This window comes from Bacillus sp. JH7 (assembly GCF_001563515.1).
In the GTDB taxonomy this organism is placed as follows: Bacteria; Bacillota; Bacilli; order Bacillales; family Bacillaceae_G; genus Bacillus_A; species Bacillus_A cereus.
Genome location: NZ_LPUS01000001.1, coordinates 1,240,821 through 1,261,964, shown reverse-complemented (window position 1 = coordinate 1,261,964; position 21,144 = coordinate 1,240,821). Strand labels below are relative to the sequence as shown.

Below are 21,144 nucleotides of genomic sequence, written 5' to 3'. Positions count from 1 at the left end.
TCCGCACATACGAGAGGAGTTTATAAAACTATGCGCTACGTTATCATAACAGGAACTTCACAAGGTTTAGGTGAGGCTATTGCCACTCAATTGTTAGAAGAAAGTACAACTGTCATCTCTATTTCTAGAAGAGAAAATAGAGAACTTACTAAACTTGCAGAGCAATATAACAGCAATTGCATTTTTCATTCCTTAGATCTTCAAGATGTACATAACTTAGAAACTAACTTTAAAGAAATCATTTCATCCATTAAAGAAGACAATGTATCCTCTATTCATTTAATTAATAATGCAGGTACAGTTGCACCTATGAAGCCGATTGAAAAAGCAGAAAGCGAACAATTCATTACGAACGTTCACATTAATTTACTTGCACCTATGATTCTTACATCTACGTTTATGAAACATACGAAAGAATGGAAAGTAGATAAACGCGTTATAAATATTTCATCTGGTGCAGGAAAAAACCCTTATTTCGGATGGGGCGCTTATTGTACGACGAAAGCTGGTGTAAATATGTTTACACAATGCGTAGCAACTGAAGAATGGGAAAAAGAATATCCAGTAAAAATCGTCGCTTTTGCCCCCGGTGTTGTTGATACAAATATGCAAGCACAAATTCGTGAAACAGCTAAAGAAGACTTCACAAATTTAGACCGCTTCATTGCATTAAAAGAAGAAGGAAAGCTATTATCACCTGAATATGTTGCGAAAGCTATTCGTAACTTACTAGAAACTGAGGAATTCCCTCAAGGCGAGGTTATTAGAATTGATGAATAACAAAAAGGCGTGCTAAAATAGCACGCCTTTTTGTTTTACTTCTCTAAAAATATGAGCACAGATTCCGCAATTTGTTCATAACCAATTTCTTGATAAATTTTATTAGATGTCGGATTCGCTAGATCAGTATATAACGTAGTCGTCTGATAGCCTTCATCTAACATACGTTGACTAAGTGCTGCTACACAATGAGATGCATACCCTTTTTTCCTTGCTTCTTTCGGCGTATATACGAAATTGACTGTTATATTATTTTTAGTTGGTCTCGTTTTTGCAGCTACAGAAACGAGTTTCCCATCTACTTCCAAACCAAACAGTCGATTTGTAATTATTAATGTATACGCAGTTTGTTTTGCTTCTTCTTTCGTAGTAGGAAGCTTTACGTCTTCACAAAATTGATATATCCACTGTTCTATTAATGGTAATTCATCATTATTTACCGCTCGGAAAAGTCCATTCGCATTACACTTCTTCTTTACTCTGTTCAGCTCATACACACCTTGCTCCATTGCAACATTCGTTTTTTTATTTTCTAATACGGCAATCTCTTCCGCTAATTTCTGTACAATTTTCTTATTACCGATCAATCCAGGAATATCCGGATATACTTTCGTTAATTCTTTTGCAAGTTCCTCAATAGTTACTCCCGCAATTTCAGAAGTTGCAACAATGATTTGTTTCTTCTCTTCTGTTTGCAGAAATACAACCGCAATTTCTTCTCCTTGTTTCGCTATCCCCATAAATATCGGTTCTTGGACCATTTGTAATACACCTAATATGAGATTGTTTTCCTGCTCATTCTTTTCTAGAAATGGTGTAACATCTTCTTTAAAATGAAAAATCTCTTCATATACATGTAATTGAATCATCGACAATCTCTTCTCTCTATTCATAGTTTAATTAAGTATTGGCGATTAATTCATCAAATCCCTCTTTTACGATTCAATAATATTCAAAGCTAATGTATTCAAAGCATTTTCAGCTTGTAAAATTCTCTGTTTTTCCTTTTCAAATACATCTTCTTCTTTTTGAAATGACTCTTTTCGATTTTTGATCATGCGCTCCATCTCTTTTTTACTCGGTCCACCGTATACATTTCTTTTTTGAATAAAAGCTTCTGGCGATATAATTTCTTTCCACTCTTTTTCTAATAAATTTATTTTAAAATGTTCTTGCAAGTACATATTTACCTCTTTGAATTGTAATTCATGTAGTTCTTTTTTCTGCTCCAATGACATATTTGCAATAGCACTTGCTGCATGATGAGCATGCCGAAATGGAATTTCATAGTTTTTTGTTAAAACATCGGCGAAATCCGTTATCGTTATTGCATGTTTATAGGAACGACTTTTTAACGTTTCTTCTTCTACTTTCATCGTTCGGATCACTGCATTCATCATACAAAAAACACGAATTGCCTTTTCAATCCCTTTATATAAATATGGCTGCAAGTCATCTTCCGTATCGACAATATCACCAAATGGTGTATTATGAATCATTTGAAATACTGTAAATGCTTCTCCTAAAGCACTACTCGTAATTGCACGAGCATGTTCAATTGAAACCGGGTTTCGTTTTTGCGGCATAATACTACTGATTTGTACATATGACTTTGCAACAGTAATACCGTCATATTCTTTCGTTGCTAACAACAAAAAGTCATGAATCCATCTACTCGTATTCGTCATCATTACCATAAGTAGCGAGCTAACTTCTAATAAATAATCCGCTCCAGCAACAGCATCATATGAGTTCTCAATTACATTTGTAAATCCAAGTAGATGAGCAACTCGTTCTCGTTTAATCGGGAAACTTGTTGTAGAGAGTGCAGCCGCCCCCATTGGAGACTGATTTAAAAGCTGGTACGTTTTTTTCATTCGTTCTAAATCTCTTTGCATCGTATCATAAATTGCTAACGTATAATGACCAAATGTTGTTGGCTGTGCTGGTTGTGTATGTGTATAAGCTGGCATGATCGTTTCCTTATGATCAGCAGCAAGTTGCAGTACACTTTCTTGCAATAACAAATGATGTTCTATTAATCGCAATACATATCGCCTTAAACTCATGCGATACATCGTTACGCCCATATCATTTCTACTTCTACCAATATGCATATTACTTACAAAATCGCATTTCGCTTCTTGAGAAATTAAATGTTCGACTAAAAAAAAGAGATCTTCATGCTGCTCTGTATAGAGCAATTGCTCTTCTGGAATTCCCTCTACCTTTTTTAATGCGTGTAATATAACTTTAGCTTCTTCCTTTTTCATTAAATTTTCTTCCGTCAGCATCGTAATATGTGCTTTATGCACTTGAAACATATCTTTCAATAAGTAATTTCGTTGAAAATCAAATACATGTTGTAATACACAATCCACATATGTTTTCCCAGGGAAATCAGCGCCTTCACTCTTTATAAACTCTTCTTTACTTTGTTTCATCACCTTTTCCCCTCTCACCTAAGTATTACTACCCATCATACCCAGAGATAGAAAAAAAGTGCTTGTACATAAAAATAAACTCGGTGCTCTCTGCACCGAGTTTATTTAATAAAAGTCGCATCATACTTATCACTTTGCAACACTTGGAAATGCAAGTTTGCTAAATGTTTCCGTATTTCTGCACTATCGTCTTCATTTAAATTATTCGCCAAAAACACAATTTCTGTACAGTTTCCACGTTTATCCATAGCATAAACTGCTTTTGTAACCGTCCATGGTGTGTAACCATTCTTTTGCCCCGCATGTCTGAATGTTTTACGGTATTTCTTGGCACTCATGTCTGTTTCAACGATATTTGCCCACACTTTTTCTTCAGCCTCTGTCAAGCCACCTTTATGGTTTGCCTTTTGAAGTAATACCATATAATCATTTGCAGAAGCTGCTGGTAATCTATCTGACCAAATTTTGTCGTAACGTTCCTCTAAATAAAGCGGAATTTCCTTCTGTAATAATGGTCCCTTCTTCTTTAAGCGTTCATGAATAATCATCGCATATTCACGATATTGCTCTTGAGACATTTCTTTTAACTTTTTCTCTATTTTATATTTTGGAACATGTAATTCTTTATGCAAATATCCCGGGATATACAAAGATGAAACGATTGGAAATAGTGGTTGATGTGCAGGAAGTGATAAACTTTGTAAATTTCGATTGATGTTATCTAATCCTAACAATTCCATTAAGTATTCAGCATTTGCATTCGAACTAAACTTAACCATTCCTTTTGCCACTTCTTCTAAAGAAACCGCTCCTTCAGTTATCTTGCCCGTCTTCTCCAAATACTTTTGCCATCTATCTTGTGCACCACCATCTGTATTCGGCACATAATAACGATTCACATCATTAATCGACACGAAACTAGAAGAATCAATTTTCCCTTCAGTAACTTGTTTCGTATATTCAAGCGCCACAATTAATTTCATCGTACTAGCAACTGGCAATACAACATTTGGGTTTACAGAATAAACAACTTTATCATTTCTCTTTACTAGAAGCGCACTATTTTTTTCATCTTTATGTTCTTCAATAAAAGATGCAATATACTGTGCATCATCATTATTTGAACTCCACACTTTTTTCACTAAAAAGTTACCCGATATTAGCAAAACAAAAATACCCACAATTACTGCGCATACTATAGTTTTTTTCAAGTAAAATTCCTCTCCTATTGTGTAACTCTTCTCTATTTATCATTTAAAAACAAAATAATGGAGATGGTCATTTAAATAACCATCTCCATTATTTTAACTTGTATGCTCCTATTATGTCTACGTCATAAATTTCACAAAATCCTCAAGAAACTTTTTATAATGTAACGACCAACCAATTCGCACCCAATTTTTTAATGCTTTTGCATCAGGTTGAGGCCGAAAATCAGCAATACTCTCTCCTTTTGCAATTCCAACTGTATCTACATCGACACGACGATATACATAATCTAAAAGGGATGGATTTGCCGCAACCATCATTGTAACGACGTCATGTACTGGACTTCCTTTTATTTTCGGATTTAACTTTCTATAAGCTTTATAATAGTACGTAAATATCGGCTCGATTAACTTATTAAAACTCGTTTTAGAGTGTTTCGTAATATATTTTACCATTTCCGGTGTAATAATTGCTTCAGATGTAACGTTAAGTGGCACTAATGTTACATTTTTGGCATTTTGCATAACTAATTGTGACGCAATGGGATCACCATGAAAATTCGCCTCTGCGACTGGTGTTACATTGCCAGGCATTAAGAAAGCACCGCCCATTATATAATATTCTTTCACATACTTCATCATCGGCTTTTCTAAAATAAATGCTGTCGCTAATGTTGTTGATCTACCAGCATCGACTATTATTAATTCTCCTTTATATTTTTCAAGAAGATCAAAAAATGTACAAAAAGGCTTTATATTTGGTGAAAAAGTTTTTGGAGGTTTAATTGGCCCTAAACCGTCTGTCCCATGAATTTCTGGATAATACGTCGTAATATCTCCGGATAAAGGAATTTTCGCACCATTAATAACAGGTATATCTTCCCGTCCTGCCATTTGCAATAAATATGCGGCATTACTTGTCGCCTTTTCTTGTGTTACATTTCCATATCCCGTTACTACACCAACAATATCAATATCAGGATGCAACAATCCATACATAATTGCTAAAGAGTCATCAATGCCTGGGTCTCCTAAAAATAATACTTTTTTCATCGACCTCAACTCCATCCCCTCAGTTGTTATTAATTTATGAATAACCGTGGATATACAGAATAAAAAATGAACAAATTCACACAAAAAAACGCAGTCTTATAAGGACTACGTTTCTTCAGCTAACCTATACTGTTTTTTTTACAGCACTCATACTTCCAATGATGTAAGCGATAAACGCAAAACAAATCGGGAAGACAACTGTATGTATACCGAACGGATTTGGATAGAAAAGATGAATACACATATATGAGCCTACCCCAACTAAAATAGACGCAAGCGCTCCTGTAGCATTTCCTTTCCTCCAATATAACCCTAATACGATTGGCCAAATGAATGCTGCTTCTAATCCACCGAAAGAAAATAAATTTAGCCATATTAAAAAATCTGGTGGTTTAATTGCCGCTGCATAAACGAGTAGTCCTACAATACCCGTAATCCACAAACTTCCTTTTTTTATCGTACTGTCTGCTGCATCTTTATTTATGTAATTTACGTATATATCTTTAATAATTGACGAGCTTACAAGTAATAATAAAGAGTTTACTGTAGACATAATCGCTGCCATCGGTGCAGCTAAGAAAACTCCAGCTAACCAAGGTGGCAACACTTCCATCGCAAGTAGCGGCATTACTTTATCTGGTACCGTTATACCTGGAAGTACTACTCTTGCAAATACACCTGTTAAATGCATACCGATCATAATTGTGCCAACGACAACGGTTCCAATTATTAAAGCTTGGTGCATCGCTTTTGAATTTTTATAAGACATGGCACGCACGCTAATTTGCGGTAAACCGACAACGCCAATTCCAATTAAAATCCAAAATGATGTAACATATGATTTCGTTAAACTGCCATCTGCTCCGAATGGTGTAATTAACTTTGGATTAATTTGAACAAGTTCCTGCATAATCTTTTCAATTCCACCACCAGCAATGACAGTAGCAATTAAAATGATTGTTGTTCCAACTAACATAATGATTCCTAATAATGTATCTGATAGAGCAACTGCACGAAATCCACCAATTAATACGTACACAAGTACAGAAAAAGTAAATAAAAATAGTGCTGTTGTATACGATAGCCCCGTTAGTGACTCAATTAATCGTCCACCACCGACCCACTGGGCTACTGTCGCTGAAAATAAAAAGATAATAATACATAACGCAGAAAGTATAACAACTGCTTTATTATTGTATCTCCCTTTTAAATAATCGATAAGAGTAATTGCTTCCATCTTCCTAGCGATAATTGCAAACTTTTTACCGATAACCGTTAAAACGATATACCCTGTTACAACTTGAATCGCAGATAACAGTACCCATCCAAGACCCATATTGTAAGCAATACCAGGGCCACCAATAAAGCTACTTGCACTACCGTACGTAGCAATCATTGTCATCGCTAATAATAAACCGCCTAGCTCACGCCCACCAAGAAAATATTCTTGCAAAAATTTATTATGAGCAGTTGCTTGCACGCGTCTTGAAGCATATACACCAATTAAAAATACAACGATAAACGAAATTATCATTGGAATGATTACATACCAATTCATCTATTATTCCTCACTTTTTTCTTCCTCATCGAGTGAAATATCTTGAAATACAAAACGAACAACTAAACTAAGTAAAATAACCATAACGATAAATCCAACGATACAGCTATAAAAAAACCATGCGGGAAAACCTAATACATATGTATATTCATTCGGATTTTTACTACCAAGCCCATAAGCAAATCCGTACCAAATTATAAAATTAATAATAGCAAGTCCAAGACCAATTAACGCTTCTCTATGGGCTATTCGAAAGCGTGGATCATCATGATAATCTTTCATTTTTACCCCTCCTCTCACGATGTATTATTGTACCATTGTTCTTCTAGTTTTTCCTACTAGAAAGCAAAAACAAGCAGGATTTTTTTATAATCATATAGAAGATTCTCTTACATTACATATTTTTTACAATTGTAACACAAATGAAATTTGAATTTTCAGTATTTCTTAATTATGATTTTAATTAGAGGCTTTCCATCTAGTTTCCACATCCTTGATTTCGGAATAAGCGCCGTCTCGTACTGCGTTTACATTATATTTTCAAGGGGGTTATACAATGAGTCAACTAGCTGTAAATCTTCATGAAAAGGTAGAGAAGTTTCTTCAAGGTACAAAAAAGTTATATGTGAATGGATCTTTCATTGAAAGCGCTTCCGGTAAAACATTTAAAACACCTAACCCAGCAACTGGTGAAACACTTGCCGTCGTTTCTGAAGCTGGTCGCGAAGATATTCATAAAGCTGTAGTCGCAGCTCGTATGGCTTTTGACGAAGGTCCTTGGTCTCGTATGAGCACTGCTGAGCGAAGCCGTCTCATGTACAAGTTAGCTGATTTAATGGAAGAACATAAAGAAGAGCTTGCACAGCTCGAAACATTAGATAACGGAAAGCCAATCCGTGAAACAATGGCAGCAGACATCCCACTTGCAATTGAGCATATGCGCTATTACGCTGGCTGGGCTACGAAAATCGTTGGTCAAACAATTCCTGTTTCCGGTGATTACTTTAACTATACACGCCATGAAGCTGTTGGTGTCGTTGGTCAAATTATTCCTTGGAACTTCCCGCTTCTTATGGCAATGTGGAAAATGGGAGCAGCGCTTGCTACAGGATGTACAATCGTTTTAAAACCTGCAGAACAAACTCCACTATCTGCTCTATACTTAGCTGAATTAATTGAAGAAGCTGGATTCCCGAAAGGTGTTATTAATATCGTACCTGGATTCGGTGAATCAGCTGGACAAGCTCTCGTTAATCATCCACTCGTTGATAAAATTGCATTTACCGGTTCTACTCCTGTCGGTAAACAAATTATGCGACAAGCATCCGAATCATTAAAACGCGTTACACTTGAGTTAGGCGGTAAATCACCAAATATCATCTTGCCGGATGCTGATTTATCTCGCGCGATTCCTGGTGCACTTTCTGGTGTTATGTTTAACCAAGGACAAGTATGCTCTGCTGGATCACGCTTATTTGTTCCGAAGAAAATGTATGATAATGTCATGGCTGATCTCGTCCTCTATTCTAAAAAACTAAATCAAGGTGTCGGTCTTAACCCTGAAACAACAATTGGTCCTCTCGTTTCTGAAGAACAACAAAAACGTGTAATGGGCTACATTGAAAAAGGGATTGAAGAAGGCGCTGAAGTACTTTGCGGAGGAAGTAATCCATTCGATCAAGGCTACTTCGTTTCTCCTACAGTATTCGCTGACGTAAATGATGAAATGACGATCGCAAAAGAAGAAATTTTCGGTCCAGTTATTTCTGCAATACCATTTAACGATATTGATGAAGTAATTGAACGTGCAAATAAATCACAATTCGGCTTAGCGGCTGGTGTGTGGACAGAAAATGTTAAAACAGCACACTATGTTGCAAGTAAAGTACGTGCAGGTACAGTGTGGGTAAACTGTTATAACGTGTTTGATGCAGCATCTCCATTTGGAGGATTTAAACAATCTGGTCTTGGCCGTGAAATGGGATCTTATGCATTAAATAACTATACAGAAGTAAAGAGCGTTTGGCTTAACTTAAATTAATGAAAAGAACCTGACCTATCCGGTCAGGTTCTTTTCATTATGTATTCCTTTAAACTTGCAGTCCTCCGCTCACATTTAGTACTTCACCTGTAATATAAGATGCGTATTCTGATGATAAAAAGGCTGCTGCGTTCGCAATATCTTCTGGCGTTCCAATTCTACCAACTGGAATAGCGCCAACCATCTTTTCTTTCACTTTATCTGGTATCGTTTTGGTCATATCTGTATCCATAAACCCCGGACAAATCGCATTACAAGTAATACCGAAACTTCCAACTTCTTTCGCTGCTGTTTTTGTTAATCCTACAACTCCAGCTTTCGTTGCAGCATAATTTGCCTGTCCAATATTCCCCTCTCTACTTATAGAAGAAATATTAATAATTCTTCCATATCCTTGTTGTCTCATATAAAGAAGTGCTGGTTGCATACAATAAAAAACACCAGTTAAATTCACTTGTAATACTTGTTCCCAAGCAGATTTCTCCATTTTATGTAACATTGCGTCTCTTGTAATTCCAGCATTATTCACCAAAATATGTAATGTACCAAATTTTTGAACCGCATATTCAATTAACGACTTTGCTTCATTTTGATTACTCACATCACATCGATATGAGCACACTTCATATCCTTCATCTGATAACTCACGTGTCGTTTTTTGTAGCGTCTCTTCATTTACATCGCTAATTAATACTTTCGCCCCTAGCTTTGCATAAACCCTTGCAATCTCTTTTCCAATTCCCTGTGCAGCTCCTGTTACAACAGCTGTTTTCCCATTTAAAAACTCCATTCCTATCCCCCATTTCTATTACTTATACTGTATATTTCGGCTTTTTACTTTCCAACTCCTCTTTGTATAAAAAAGTCTATTTGTGTCAAACTAACTTTGCAACGTCGCATAAAGTGAAACTTTAATCAGTGGGAAGTTTGTTCATCCCCCACTGATTATTAGTTGAACCAATCGGGCATTTAATCTCCCACCTAGCTTCTTTGTTCCATCTGAGTTTTAAGGTGGGAGTTTTACTACCCGTTATGCGGGATAAATTGCAAGGAGATTGTGTCGAATGAATAAAAAAAATTTCAAACAAAGCAAAACAACGGATGGCATTGATGTTGAGTTCTCTCGCGAACTCGCTGACCACAATGACTTAGAAGCAAACGCACGTGCAAATGCCGCTGATGCACGTCAAAAGCGCCAATCAACCGAAAAATAAGGTACATCACAACCTTATTCTTTTCAAAAGGGACCTACTACCCAACAAAATAAACCGAGAGACATCTCTCGGTTTATTTTCTATATTTTTTTGCATAATGAGCCAAAGTAAGCAACGGATATATATGAGCATAACTATGATAACGAATATAAAACCCACCTGGTAAACCTGTTCCAGTAGGATATTTTTCATTTATATAAGGGTTGGAGAGCAAATATGAAATACCTTTTCGAATAACTGGCGTTTCTTTATCATAGTAAGAAATGAGGGCATCTAACGCCCATGCTGTTTGGGATGGTGTACTAAATGGCAAAGTAACAAATCTTTTTTCCACACTACTTTGGCAAGATTCTCCCCAGCCACCATCTTCATGCTGTATATGTTCAAGCCATAAAACGGCTCGTTTCAATGATGAATCGCTAGATGGTATTCCTAGTGACCGTAAACCAGTCAACACTGCCCACGTACCATATATATAACAAATTCCCCATTTCCCATACCACGATCCATTTTCTTCCTGTACATTCATTAACCAATTTATCGCACTTTGTTTTTGTTTCTCGGGCAATTCATTTTGCGTATACGTCCCAAAAAATTCTAGCACTCTTCCTGTAATATCTGGTGTAGAAGGGTCTGTAATCATATCACTTGCATTTTCGATTGGTAAATTTGCTAATATACGGCTCGTTACCCCTTTTTCAAAAGCCCCCCAACCACCATCATTATTTTGCAATCCTTTAACCCAATTAACCGCTCGCTTCCAAGCATTATCTACATGTTCGTTCCCTCTACTTCGCGCCAATGCTCTTAACACAGCAGTTGTATCATCAATATCTGGAATCGTCGTATTCACATCCGAAAAGCCCCAACCACCCGGGAAGAGATCCGGTGCATGTACACTCCAATCTACTTTCTTCGTTTGCTGTTTTCTTAGTAAATATGCTGATGCATTTTGAATCACTTTACTTGCTTTCGGAACTTGAGCTTCTTGCAAAGCATAACTGAGTAAAGCTGTATCCCATATAGTTGATGGAGAGTTTTGCAAATGGCTCCCTCTCTCCACCTTCCATATATAAGATGTAATTCCCATTATAGCCTTCTCAATAATTGGTGATTGAATAGAATGTCCTAATGCAAGTAAAGCATAAATCATATAAAACGAGGCAGTTGCGTAGCTATATAATGTTCCATTTTCATCAATACGCTCTTTCATAAAACGTTCTACTTCCTCATATCCTTTATGATGCAAAGAAAGTGGATACGTTATAATTTTCTTCACGTCACTTACTAACGTTTGAAAAACTGGAGACCGATCCTCTCGAAACCATTCTCCGCCCCCGCCTGCAATGTGATTTAAATTTGGCAATAACTTTTTCCCTACTCGAAATCTTTTATTTAAACACAACATCATCGGAATTAAATGAATACGTGCTGAGCTACTCAATTCAAATATACTGAGAGGGGAATCATTCTGCAGAAACATAATTGGTGTTGGCAAATGAAAAAGAGAAGGATATTCATATTCTCCATGAATCGCTAATAAAAACTTCGTCATAAAATGAGCACGTGCTACCCCACCGCGCTCATTTATAAACATTTCCGCTCGCTTCATATTCGCATCTTCTTTTGTGTATTTTTCCGATGCAAGTAAGGCGGCATAAGATTGAATGGTAGCTGATAAATTACCTCCCACCTCATCTTCATACAATTTCCATGTTCCTTCATTTGTTTGAAGTGATGCTAATCTTTTCACAAACGGTTCTATCTCTTTATCTCTACCTAATAATTTTAATAAAAAAATCATATGGCAATCTGTTAATGGAGCTCCTTCAAAACAAAACCGCCACGTACCATCTTGCCGTTGCATTGTTTGAAGTGCAGTTGTTCTTCTCGCTATTTCTTCATGCACTTTTTCATATAATAACAAGTTACTCACCCACCCTTTCGAAATCCGTATAACGATATTCAAAAAGGTAGCTGAATATGTATAAAAACAAAGAAAAGCAGAACATATAAAATGTTCTGCTCATAAACAATACCCTACTCCGACAATAATTCCTAATAAAGCACCGACTACTACTTCATACGGTGTATGCCCAACAAGTTCATTTAACTTCTTATATTCTGTTTCTCTACCGTGAAAAAAGTCATTCAATATTTTTGCTTGTTTACTTACTGCAAGCCTTACTCCTGAAGCATCATACATAACAATAATGGCAAAAATAGTAGCAACCGCAAACATCGAGCTTTCCACACCTTCCACTACTCCAACTCCTGTAGCAAGCGCTGTAACTGTTGAAGCATGAGAACTTGGCATCCCACCTGAAGCAAAAAACTTTGCAAAATCAAATTCACCTGTTTTAACTAATTTAAAGACTACTTTCGTTAATTGTGCTAAAAACCATGAAATTACAGCTGCCATAAGCGGATCATTATGTAAAATTGTTTCCATGTTCTCAGCTCCTTACTAGCTATAATGGAAATCCTATATAGTATCAGTATAAAGAAAAATGCGTAGAAAATACTACGCATTATGATACTTTTGCTGATTTATTTTTTATAAATTTCGGTTGTTTCTGCACTAAAAACTTAGTCTTCGCTACCGAGAATACAAATAATGCAACCCATATACAGAAAAATGCAATCATATGAGTAGATGTGAAATGTTCACCAAATACGAATACACCTAAAATTAAGCTAATTGTTGGTGCAATATATTGTAAAAAACCTACCATATAAAGCGGAATAAGTTGGGCTCCTTTTGCAAAATAAAAAAGTGGTAGAGCTGTAACAATACCCGCTCCTATTAATAGTAATGTCGATAACATTGAGATAGAGCCAAATGAGCCGAAACCATGTACTCCTGTCATTACTAGATAAATAATCGCAAACGGCGTTACTAACATCGTTTCCATCGTAAGTCCAATTGTCGCATCATAGTTTAACAATTTTTTCGTTAATCCGTATAATCCAAATGAAAGGGCAAGTGATAAAGAAACCCACGGGATAGCCCCGAAACGTACTGTTAAAATGATAACCCCCACTCCAGCTAAACCAACTGCAACATATTGCCAGAAGTTTAACTTTTCCTTTAAAACGACTGTACCAAGTAAAATACTAATAAGCGGATTAATATAATAGCCAAGACTCGCTTCAATAACATGATTATGATTAACGGCCCATATGTAAACAAACCAGTTTCCACTAATCAAGACTGAAGCTATTGTTAATGACATTAATAATTTAGGTCGTTTAAAAAGATTCACAAATTCCCCAATAAACTGGCGAAACCTCTTCGTAACACCTAATACGAGTAACATAAAAACAAACGCCCAAACGATGCGGTGTGCTAATATTTCATCTGCTGGAACTTCCTCAACCCATTTCCAATAAATCGGTAGGATTCCCCACATCGTGTAAGCACCAGCCGCATATAGTATCCCTTTTTTTTGCTCTGCTGATTGACTCCCCATCTTCCTTTTTCTCCTCTTCTCATTTTTTCTCCATTATACGGTCTCACATGCTCACTTTACCAATAATCAATCTGCATTTCTTTCGACATTTCTCATACAACGAATAATAAACATACCGTTATTACAACAAGTAACGGTATGCCGAAAACAAATTTCTTTTTATGAGTTTTATGATGAAACATATACATGCCAATCCAAGCTCCAACTGCTCCCCCAGCTGCCGCTGATAAAAACAACGTACTTTCTGGCGTTCTCCACTGTTTCTTCTTCGCTTTTCGTTTATCAAGCCCCATAAGGCTAAAAGCTATAATGTTAATAATAAGAAAATAAATCCATTTCATCGCTTTCTCTCCTTATGAAAAATTCGCTTAATGGTAACACGAAAAAACGACGGAAACAACTGAAGAACTCTTTTTATCCAACTAGTTTCATTCCTTTTTCTTAATTAGTTACCTTCATATTTACATAACCAACTAAAATCGCAGTTAAAGCATTTAATATAGAAAAATGTTATGAGCAGAATCCTATATTTCATTACATTCATCCACTACCATATCATCAAAAAAATTGCTCTCAATCACTTTCTCATCAAAACGAAGAACTACAATTAGCCCTACATATAAAGAAACAAAATTTAGAAACCATTCCCCATTCTCATCTTTCTTAGCTAAGCATTTAAATATCTCTTGAAATTGCATACGCTCATCTGTCGCAACAACCGGTCGCACGCCAAAATATTTCAATACAAGATGTAGGTTGAGCTGCACGGATAATGATAAAATATACTTTAATAACTCGGTATAATGAGCAACATTTTTTTGACTATATAACTTCACAAGTTCTTGATGTAAAGTAGAAATTGATAATTCTTCTTTAGTCACTTTTGTTGCTTCTATCATTTCAATCATCTTTTTCATATCCATTCCATTTACCCCTCCTGTTACAAAACAAAAGCCAAAGTATACTTATTTTATAATCAACAATAATTGATTATTTCTCGTCTCTCTTTCTTCTTCACTTACTAAGTCATACTTTTTTAAAAGATGAAATACATCATTTAATATTTCTTGTGAGTGATTACCTTGTAAAAAATTTTTTAACCCTTTAAAAATCTCTTCTGATAAAAAACTCTTTTGACTTTCAAGCTTATTCATCACATCTTCAATAGAATGATCAATGTTACATGCCATACTAAACTTCCCCCTCTATCCTCTATAAATAATATCCTCAGCTAACGATGTAAACACTTCTCCAACAAGAGAATCTTCATCATATACAGATGAACCATTATTTTCTTCACGTTTCGCAAAAGGTATTTGAGCAATTACTTCTGTTTGCAATTGTTCTGCAAGCATTTCGCCGCCGCCTTTTCCGAAGAGATAATTTTTCGATCCATCTTGTTCTTCATAATAAGCCATATTTTCCACAATACCTAAAATCTCATGCTTCGTATGTTTTGCCATTACACCGACTCTTGAAGCAACGAATGAAGCTACATTGTGCGGAGTTGTAACAATTATTTCTTTCGCTTGCGGAATCATCGCTGCAACATCGATCGCAACATCTCCTGTACCTGGTGGTAAATCAAGTAATAAATAATCTAATTCTCCCCAGTGCGTATTCGCAAGAAAATTTTGAATCCATTTATTTAGCATCGGTCCGCGCCACATAACTGGGTTATTTCCTTCTGTAAAAAATCCCATCGACATGATTTTAACACCGTGACTAATGACTGGAATTGCCGTTTGATCAATCATCGTTGGTTTCTTATTCGTTTCCATCATAGCTGGAATACTAAAACCATATATATCTGCATCTAATATCCCCACCTTTTTGCCCATACGCGCTAGTGCAGTTGCAAGATTAATTGTCACCGTTGATTTTCCAACTCCGCCTTTTCCGCTCGTTACAGTAATAAAACGTACTCCTGAATCCGGGCGAAGCATGCTCGGCATACCAGTTTCTGTTCTAGTATTTTTCTTTAATTTCTCTGTTAAAGCTGTACGTTCTTCTTGCGTCATAGAACCAAATGTTACCTCCACTTTAGAGGCACCAATTGCGTGAAGTGATTCTTCAATATCTTGTTGAATTTTTGCTTTTAACGGACAACCTTGGATTGTTAGTACTACCTCAAGTTTAACCTTTGTTCCGTTCATTTGTATATTTCTAACCATATTTAATTCTACAACACTTTTGTGTAACTCTGGATCCTCTACATGTTTTAATGCATTCATTATTTGTTCTTGAGTAAGCATAGAACTCATCCCTTCTCTTATTCTAATTTATATACAACATTTTCTTGGCGCTTCATCTGGTGAAAAAGCTTATTACCCGCCGCTAACGGGCGGGATTAATGCGACTATATCTCCAGCTTTTATCATCTCTTCATTCATTACAAACTCTTCGTTAACAGCGACCATCACTTTATCCAACGATTGTAAACAATAGCTAGCTTTGAGCCATTCTTTTAATTGTTGCACTGTCATTTCTTGCTTTTCTGAAATCACTAATCGATCCGATCCAACTTCCTCACGCAAATTTGCAAACAATAAAATTATAATCATTTTCTCATTCTTCCTTCTTTGGTTTTCCTTCTGGATATGGTGTATTTTCAAGTTGATCTCCAATCCACATCGTTCCATCTTCCCAAAATTCTTTTTTCCAAATTGGAACAATTCGTTTTATACGTTCAATCGCGTACTCATTCGCTTCATAAGCTACTTTACGATGCGGTGATGAAACTGCAATGACTACCGCAATATCCATTATTTCTAGCCGCCCTACACGGTGCGTAATTGCTACTTTTGTATCCGGCCATCTTTCACTAATTTCTTCTCCAATTCTCATAAGTTGTTTTACTGCCATCGGTTTATATGCTTCATACTCTAAATGTAGCGTTCGTTTTCCTTTTGTTAATTCTCTCACCGTACCAATAAATGTTGTAATCGCACCTGCTTCTCTTCTTGCGACTTTATTCGTTACTTCTTCAACTAAAATCGGATTATCTACAATCTCAAATAGCACTTGTTCCATTAAAACCACCTCTCACTTTATGAAATGTCCAAGGCCATTCACTACCTTCGTTATCTTCTAATAAAAGAACATCGACAAACATATCTTTTTTATATCCTCTTGTCCCGCCCGGCAATACGATAAACGCGTTGGATTTTGCCAATGAAGAAACTGAGCTAGATTTATCAAACCCTGATGGATAAGCGATTAATTTCCCCTCATCATATTGCAATTTTGCTCGTACAAATCTTGTAAATGGATTCGGTTTTAGAAAATCTTCTCCTAATAACGCTTTTTCTCTTTTTAAATGTACTTTTTCACTAAACATATACGTCCGAATACACGGTCTTACGAATAATTCAAACCCTACGTAACAAGCTGATGGATTTCCTGATAAACCAAATAATAACTTGCCATTTAATTGTGCTACAGTCGTAACACTTCCTGGTCGCATTGCAACTTTATTAAAAAGAACAGATGCACCTAACTTTTCGTAAATAGCTGGTAAATAATCATAATCTCCTACTGATACACCGCCCGTTGTAATTAACATATCTACTTGGCCAAGCGCTTCTTTCACAGCTGTAAAACACGTATTAAAATCATCACTAAACTTCCCAAAATATTTTACTCTTCCGCCCGCTCTTCGAATTTGAGCCAATATCATGTACGTATTACTGTTTCGGATTTTCCCTGGCTGTAATGAATCATTGACATCCAGTAATTCACTCCCAGTCGCTAACAGTCCAATTACAGGCTTTCTCGCAACTGGTACTTCACTATAACCGAATGTAGCAAGAAGAGCTGAAATACCTGGATTAATGTACGATCCTTTCTTTGCAAGAACCGTTCCTTTACGAGCATCTTCACCTTGAAAAGAAATATTGTCGCCCTTTTTGAATGATCGCTTCACTTCCATATAATTGTTGCCATTCTTCTCATATTGACGAGTCAGCTCTAACATAACAACGGCATCACACCCATTCGGAATTTGTGCTCCCGTCATAATTCGAACTGCTTGAAACGGAGCTACTTTCTCATGGAATAGCGATCCTGCACCAATTTCACCCACTACTTCAAATACAATTGGCGTTTCATAACTTGCTAAATTAGTATCTTCTGCTCGAATAGCAAATCCGTCATATGGCGAACGATTAAATGACGGTACATCATGGTCAGCTACTAAATCCTCTGCTAATATACGTCCATAAGCTAATTCAATTGGTAATAGCTCCTTTAAGCCTTTATCAGCAAATCCCATCACTTTACGAACAGCTTCTTCAACCGTAATTGGCACTCTTCTTTCCATTGTTGACACCCTCTCTATTAACCGAATACGCGATAATATAGTTGTTTCGCTTTCGAAATATCATTTGTACCATGAATAAAAACACGACCATCTCGAAAAACAACCACGCGGTAATCATCGAATTGGCAAGATAGTAAATACGGATTCCGATCTACTTTCCCCAGTTTTTGTAATACTTTTTCTATATCATCAAAATTGTATTTCCTATTGTCTACTGTTCTAATTTGAACTGTATTTCTTCCGCATAAAACAGCTGCTTTCGTTTGATTTTCGTATGATAAATAAGGATAAGTTCGATTTGAACCGCATGAGAGACAAGCGTCTGTTTTTATTTTCCCTAATTTTATAAAATGATTTTGATTACTCCATATATCAAACATGAAAAATGTTTTTCTAATTGCTGAGAAATCTTCCACTAAAATTTTGAGTGCTTCTGCCACTTGATATGCTGCGACGATTTGAACAGTAGGGCTAATAATTCCAGCGGTATCACATGTCACACCTGTAACAGGAATATTTTTAAGCATACAATGTAAACACGGTGTCTCTTGTGGAATAATTGTATAACTCATACCATACGATCCAACGCAAGAACCATATACCCACGGAATATTATGTTTTTGTGATAAATCATTTATTACAAATCGAATATCAAAATTATCTGTTGCATCAATGATTACATCTACATTTTTTAATAGACCTTCCATATTTTCTGAAGTTGCATCCATTACGAAAGCATGTATTTGTACTTCCGAATTAATTTGTTCTAGCCGATTTTTTGCAGCAATTGCTTTCGGCATTTTCTCTCTCGCATTTTGTTCAGAGTACAATTGTTGCCTTTGTAAATTACTCCATTCAACGTAGTCACGATCAATAATCGTCAACTTGCCAACACCTGCACGTACGAAACTTTCGGCACTTGCACTTCCTAATGCGCCTGCCCCTACAATTAACACATGTTTATTTCGAATTTTTTCTTGTCCTTTACTCCCAATTGGTTTGAACAACTGTTGTCGTGAATACCGATCAGCCATTACATACCCTTCCTCTCAAGAACTCTATTTCATATTAGAATGTTGTTTCTGATAACAAGCAAAGTAAGCAAAACCAACAAACCCAGCTCCTCCAATTACATTTCCGATAAAAACAGGAACAAAATTTTTAGCCAGATCCATCCACGTTAGATGACCAGCAAAAATAACAGCGGAAATGACAAACATATTTGCTACTACTTGCTGAAATCCAATCACTACAAATGCCATAATTGGAATCCAAATTCCGATGATTTTTCCGACAAAATCACTCGTCCCGTAAGCGAGCCAAAGAGCAAGACAAACGAGCCAATTACAACCAATTGCTAAAATCAAAGTTCTCCCAAATGATTCATGTAACTTCCCTTCCGCTATCGCTACCGTTTTATTTAAATACTCTCCCTCTGTTAATCCGCCAAGATGTCCAAAGCAATACGCAACGAAAATTGCCCCAATAAAATTCATAAGAGTAATCCAAACCCAGTTATTCAGTACACTTATCAATGTAATTTTCTTTGCATAAAGCGCCATAGACAGTGACATCATATTTCCCGTAATTAATTCTCCTCCTGCTAATACTACGAGCATGAGTCCAACAGGAAATACTGCTCCTCCTAAAACATTCACTAGACTTCCCCAGCGCTCAGGTAAATTCCCTAAAACTCGAATGTTAAGTAAAAAACCTATCGCAATAAACGCTCCTCCTAAAAAACCGAGAATAAGCATCGCTGGCAATGTCTGTCTTACTTTTTGAACACCGGCCTCAATGACAAGCTCAGCAATTTGTTCCGGCTTATGAAATGCCATTACCCATTCCTCCATTTTCTCCAAATAAAAAAGCAGCTTCAAAAAACCTCCTCAAAATAAAGGTTTTTGAATGCTGCTTAATTTCTCTGCACATCTTTTACAGAGATATCAATCATCACTTTTACTATAAAATAGAAAATCCACAACTCTTGTAAATTTTCCATTTTTCACTATGAAGCTAGCTTTATATATTAACCACCGATATGTGACATTTCAATTTTAGGTATTGTTTTCTTATTTGTATGATTTAAGCGTTCATCTGAATAACGATCTTCCCTATTATTCCATATATCGCGTACTACATCTGTAATGTCCTCATCTGTATGTTCAGAACGAAGCAATTCTCTTAAATCATTTCCTTTAGAAGCAAATAAGCAAGTATATAATTTTCCTTCTGCAGAAATACGAGCTCTCGTACATGATGAGCAAAAAGAATCTGTTACTGATGAAATAATACCTATTTCCTCATCGCTTCCTATATAACGATACCTAGTAGCCACTTCACCAGAATAATTTGCTTCTATCCGTTCTAACGGCATAACTTGATGAATCGTATCTACTATTTCTTGTTTAGAGACGACCTCTTTTAAATCCCAACCATTATAATTTCCAACATCCATATACTCAATAAAACGAAGAATATGCTTATTTTCCTTAAAATATTGCGCCATCTGCAAAATGTCCTGTTCGTTTTTTCCCTTTTGAACGACCATGTTTATTTTAATTTTCATTCCAACTTCAGCTGCAGCCTGTATTCCTTCCAGAACCCTTTGCACTTTGCTCCTATTACCATTTAAATAGAAAAACCGCTCTTCTTCTAAGGAATCTAAGCTAACTGTTACACGTGATAGTCCCGCCTTATATAAATCAGGAGCAAACTTTTTAAGTAACGATCCATTGGTTGTTAAACCGATATCTTCTACACCATCAATTTTATTAAGGCGCTCAATAAGCTTTGGAAGCCCTCTTCGAAGTAACGGTTCTCCGCCCGTAATCCGTAATTTTCTCACACCTAAAGAAACGAAAATACGTGTTATCCTTTCAATTTCATCAAAAGATAAAATTTTATCATTAGACAAAAACGAGTAATCAGGACCAAATATTTCTTCTGGCATACAATATCGACAGCGAAAATTACAGCGATCAGTAACTGAAATACGTAAATCCTTTAACGGACGTTGCAACTTGTCTAATGTAACTGATTTCATCTTCAT

General features: G+C 36.1%; 23 protein-coding genes. 3 read left to right on the top strand and 20 right to left on the bottom strand.

From position 1 onward, the window contains the following. Nucleotides 1–30: 30 nt before the first annotated feature. Nucleotides 31–780 (top strand): (S)-benzoin forming benzil reductase, encoded by a 750-nt coding sequence (locus AU379_RS06595; protein ID WP_050822045.1) that lies wholly within the window; start codon nucleotides 31–33, stop codon nucleotides 778–780. A gap of 35 nt (nucleotides 781–815) precedes the next feature. Here AU379_RS06595 and AU379_RS06590 read toward each other — a convergent pair whose 3' ends face one another. From AU379_RS06590 to AU379_RS06565, 6 genes are all read right to left on the bottom strand, one after another. Continuing rightward, nucleotides 816–1,649, bottom strand: coding sequence for a GNAT family N-acetyltransferase (locus AU379_RS06590; RefSeq protein ID WP_000615375.1), 834 nt, complete (start codon nucleotides 1,647–1,649; stop codon nucleotides 816–818). A gap of 66 nt (nucleotides 1,650–1,715) precedes the next feature. Further along, on the bottom strand, nucleotides 1,716–3,224 hold the full coding sequence (argH, locus tag AU379_RS06585) for an argininosuccinate lyase (protein WP_000813963.1): 1,509 nt from the start codon (nucleotides 3,222–3,224) through the stop codon (nucleotides 1,716–1,718). A gap of 101 nt (nucleotides 3,225–3,325) precedes the next feature. Beyond that, entirely contained in the window at nucleotides 3,326–4,435 is a 1,110-nt protein-coding gene (locus AU379_RS06580) for a serine hydrolase (RefSeq protein WP_000751366.1), read from the bottom strand. A 117-nt stretch (nucleotides 4,436–4,552) separates the two neighbouring features. Further along, entirely contained in the window at nucleotides 4,553–5,485 is a 933-nt protein-coding gene (locus AU379_RS06575) for a nucleoside hydrolase (RefSeq protein WP_000756459.1), read from the bottom strand. 124 nt (nucleotides 5,486–5,609) lie between these two features. Continuing rightward, the gene (gene panF, locus AU379_RS06570; RefSeq protein ID WP_001104819.1) at nucleotides 5,610–7,043 is read right to left on the bottom strand and encodes a sodium/pantothenate symporter; all 1,434 of its coding nucleotides are present in this window, start codon (nucleotides 7,041–7,043) and stop codon (nucleotides 5,610–5,612) included. A 3-nt stretch (nucleotides 7,044–7,046) separates the two neighbouring features. Then, a complete protein-coding gene (locus tag AU379_RS06565) occupies nucleotides 7,047–7,325 on the bottom strand; it encodes a YhdT family protein (protein WP_000656239.1) in 279 nt (92 codons plus the stop codon). Between the two features lie 274 nt (nucleotides 7,326–7,599). Here AU379_RS06565 and dhaS point away from each other — a divergent pair, with 274 nt between their 5' ends. Beyond that, complete coding sequence (gene dhaS, locus AU379_RS06560) at nucleotides 7,600–9,084, top strand: aldehyde dehydrogenase DhaS (RefSeq protein ID WP_000080279.1); 1,485 nt, start codon at nucleotides 7,600–7,602, stop codon at nucleotides 9,082–9,084. 49 nt (nucleotides 9,085–9,133) lie between these two features. On the opposite strand, the gene fabG is transcribed toward dhaS, so the two are convergent. Continuing rightward, the gene (gene fabG, locus AU379_RS06555; RefSeq protein ID WP_061139028.1) at nucleotides 9,134–9,874 is read right to left on the bottom strand and encodes a 3-oxoacyl-ACP reductase FabG; all 741 of its coding nucleotides are present in this window, start codon (nucleotides 9,872–9,874) and stop codon (nucleotides 9,134–9,136) included. Nucleotides 9,875–10,148: 274 nt separating this feature from the next. Between fabG and AU379_RS06550 the strand changes: the two genes are divergently transcribed. After that, a complete protein-coding gene (locus AU379_RS06550; protein WP_001035818.1) occupies nucleotides 10,149–10,298 on the top strand; it encodes a YfhD family protein in 150 nt (49 codons plus the stop codon). A gap of 73 nt (nucleotides 10,299–10,371) precedes the next feature. Here the strand turns inward: AU379_RS06550 and AU379_RS06545 are convergent, their stop codons facing one another. The 13 genes from AU379_RS06545 to moaA form a co-directional block, all read right to left on the bottom strand. Then, nucleotides 10,372–12,225, bottom strand: a complete 1,854-nt coding sequence (locus AU379_RS06545; protein ID WP_000928152.1) for a prenyltransferase/squalene oxidase repeat-containing protein — start codon at nucleotides 12,223–12,225, stop codon at nucleotides 10,372–10,374. 99 nt (nucleotides 12,226–12,324) lie between these two features. Next, nucleotides 12,325–12,750 carry a divergent PAP2 family protein gene (locus AU379_RS06540; protein WP_000447820.1) on the bottom strand — a complete coding sequence of 142 codons (426 nt, stop codon included), beginning with the start codon at nucleotides 12,748–12,750 and terminating at the stop codon, nucleotides 12,325–12,327. 79 nt (nucleotides 12,751–12,829) lie between these two features. Further along, on the bottom strand, nucleotides 12,830–13,771 hold the full coding sequence (gene rarD / locus AU379_RS06535; RefSeq protein ID WP_000535537.1) for an EamA family transporter RarD: 942 nt from the start codon (nucleotides 13,769–13,771) through the stop codon (nucleotides 12,830–12,832). Nucleotides 13,772–13,863: 92 nt separating this feature from the next. Further along, entirely contained in the window at nucleotides 13,864–14,112 is a 249-nt protein-coding gene (locus AU379_RS06530; RefSeq protein ID WP_000871346.1) for a DUF1294 domain-containing protein, read from the bottom strand. 183 nt (nucleotides 14,113–14,295) lie between these two features. After that, nucleotides 14,296–14,694 (bottom strand): hypothetical protein, encoded by a 399-nt coding sequence (locus AU379_RS06525; RefSeq protein WP_000367289.1) that lies wholly within the window; start codon nucleotides 14,692–14,694, stop codon nucleotides 14,296–14,298. Nucleotides 14,695–14,736: 42 nt separating this feature from the next. After that, entirely contained in the window at nucleotides 14,737–14,961 is a 225-nt protein-coding gene (locus AU379_RS06520) for a hypothetical protein (protein ID WP_000752383.1), read from the bottom strand. Between the two features lie 15 nt (nucleotides 14,962–14,976). Beyond that, nucleotides 14,977–16,026: a P-loop NTPase gene (locus tag AU379_RS06515; RefSeq protein WP_000957517.1), complete on the bottom strand. Its 1,050-nt coding sequence runs from the start codon at nucleotides 16,024–16,026 to the stop codon at nucleotides 14,977–14,979. Nucleotides 16,027–16,098: 72 nt separating this feature from the next. Further along, the gene (gene moaD, locus AU379_RS06510; RefSeq protein ID WP_000583943.1) at nucleotides 16,099–16,335 is read right to left on the bottom strand and encodes a molybdopterin converting factor subunit 1; all 237 of its coding nucleotides are present in this window, start codon (nucleotides 16,333–16,335) and stop codon (nucleotides 16,099–16,101) included. A gap of 4 nt (nucleotides 16,336–16,339) precedes the next feature. Beyond that, a complete protein-coding gene (gene moaE / locus AU379_RS06505; protein WP_000438665.1) occupies nucleotides 16,340–16,804 on the bottom strand; it encodes a molybdopterin synthase catalytic subunit MoaE in 465 nt (154 codons plus the stop codon). Further along, complete coding sequence (glp, locus tag AU379_RS06500; protein WP_000442194.1) at nucleotides 16,785–18,092, bottom strand: gephyrin-like molybdotransferase Glp; 1,308 nt, start codon at nucleotides 18,090–18,092, stop codon at nucleotides 16,785–16,787. Before glp ends, moaE begins: the two co-directional genes overlap by 20 nt. A 17-nt stretch (nucleotides 18,093–18,109) precedes the next feature. Further along, nucleotides 18,110–19,126 carry a molybdopterin-synthase adenylyltransferase MoeB gene (locus AU379_RS06495; RefSeq protein WP_000785270.1) on the bottom strand — a complete coding sequence of 339 codons (1,017 nt, stop codon included), beginning with the start codon at nucleotides 19,124–19,126 and terminating at the stop codon, nucleotides 18,110–18,112. A gap of 24 nt (nucleotides 19,127–19,150) precedes the next feature. Beyond that, the gene (locus tag AU379_RS06490; RefSeq protein ID WP_000863998.1) at nucleotides 19,151–19,930 is read right to left on the bottom strand and encodes a formate/nitrite transporter family protein; all 780 of its coding nucleotides are present in this window, start codon (nucleotides 19,928–19,930) and stop codon (nucleotides 19,151–19,153) included. A 191-nt stretch (nucleotides 19,931–20,121) separates the two neighbouring features. Further along, nucleotides 20,122–21,138, bottom strand: a complete 1,017-nt coding sequence (gene moaA / locus AU379_RS06485) for a GTP 3',8-cyclase MoaA (RefSeq protein ID WP_000844124.1) — start codon at nucleotides 21,136–21,138, stop codon at nucleotides 20,122–20,124. Between the last annotated feature and the right edge of the window lie 6 nt (nucleotides 21,139–21,144).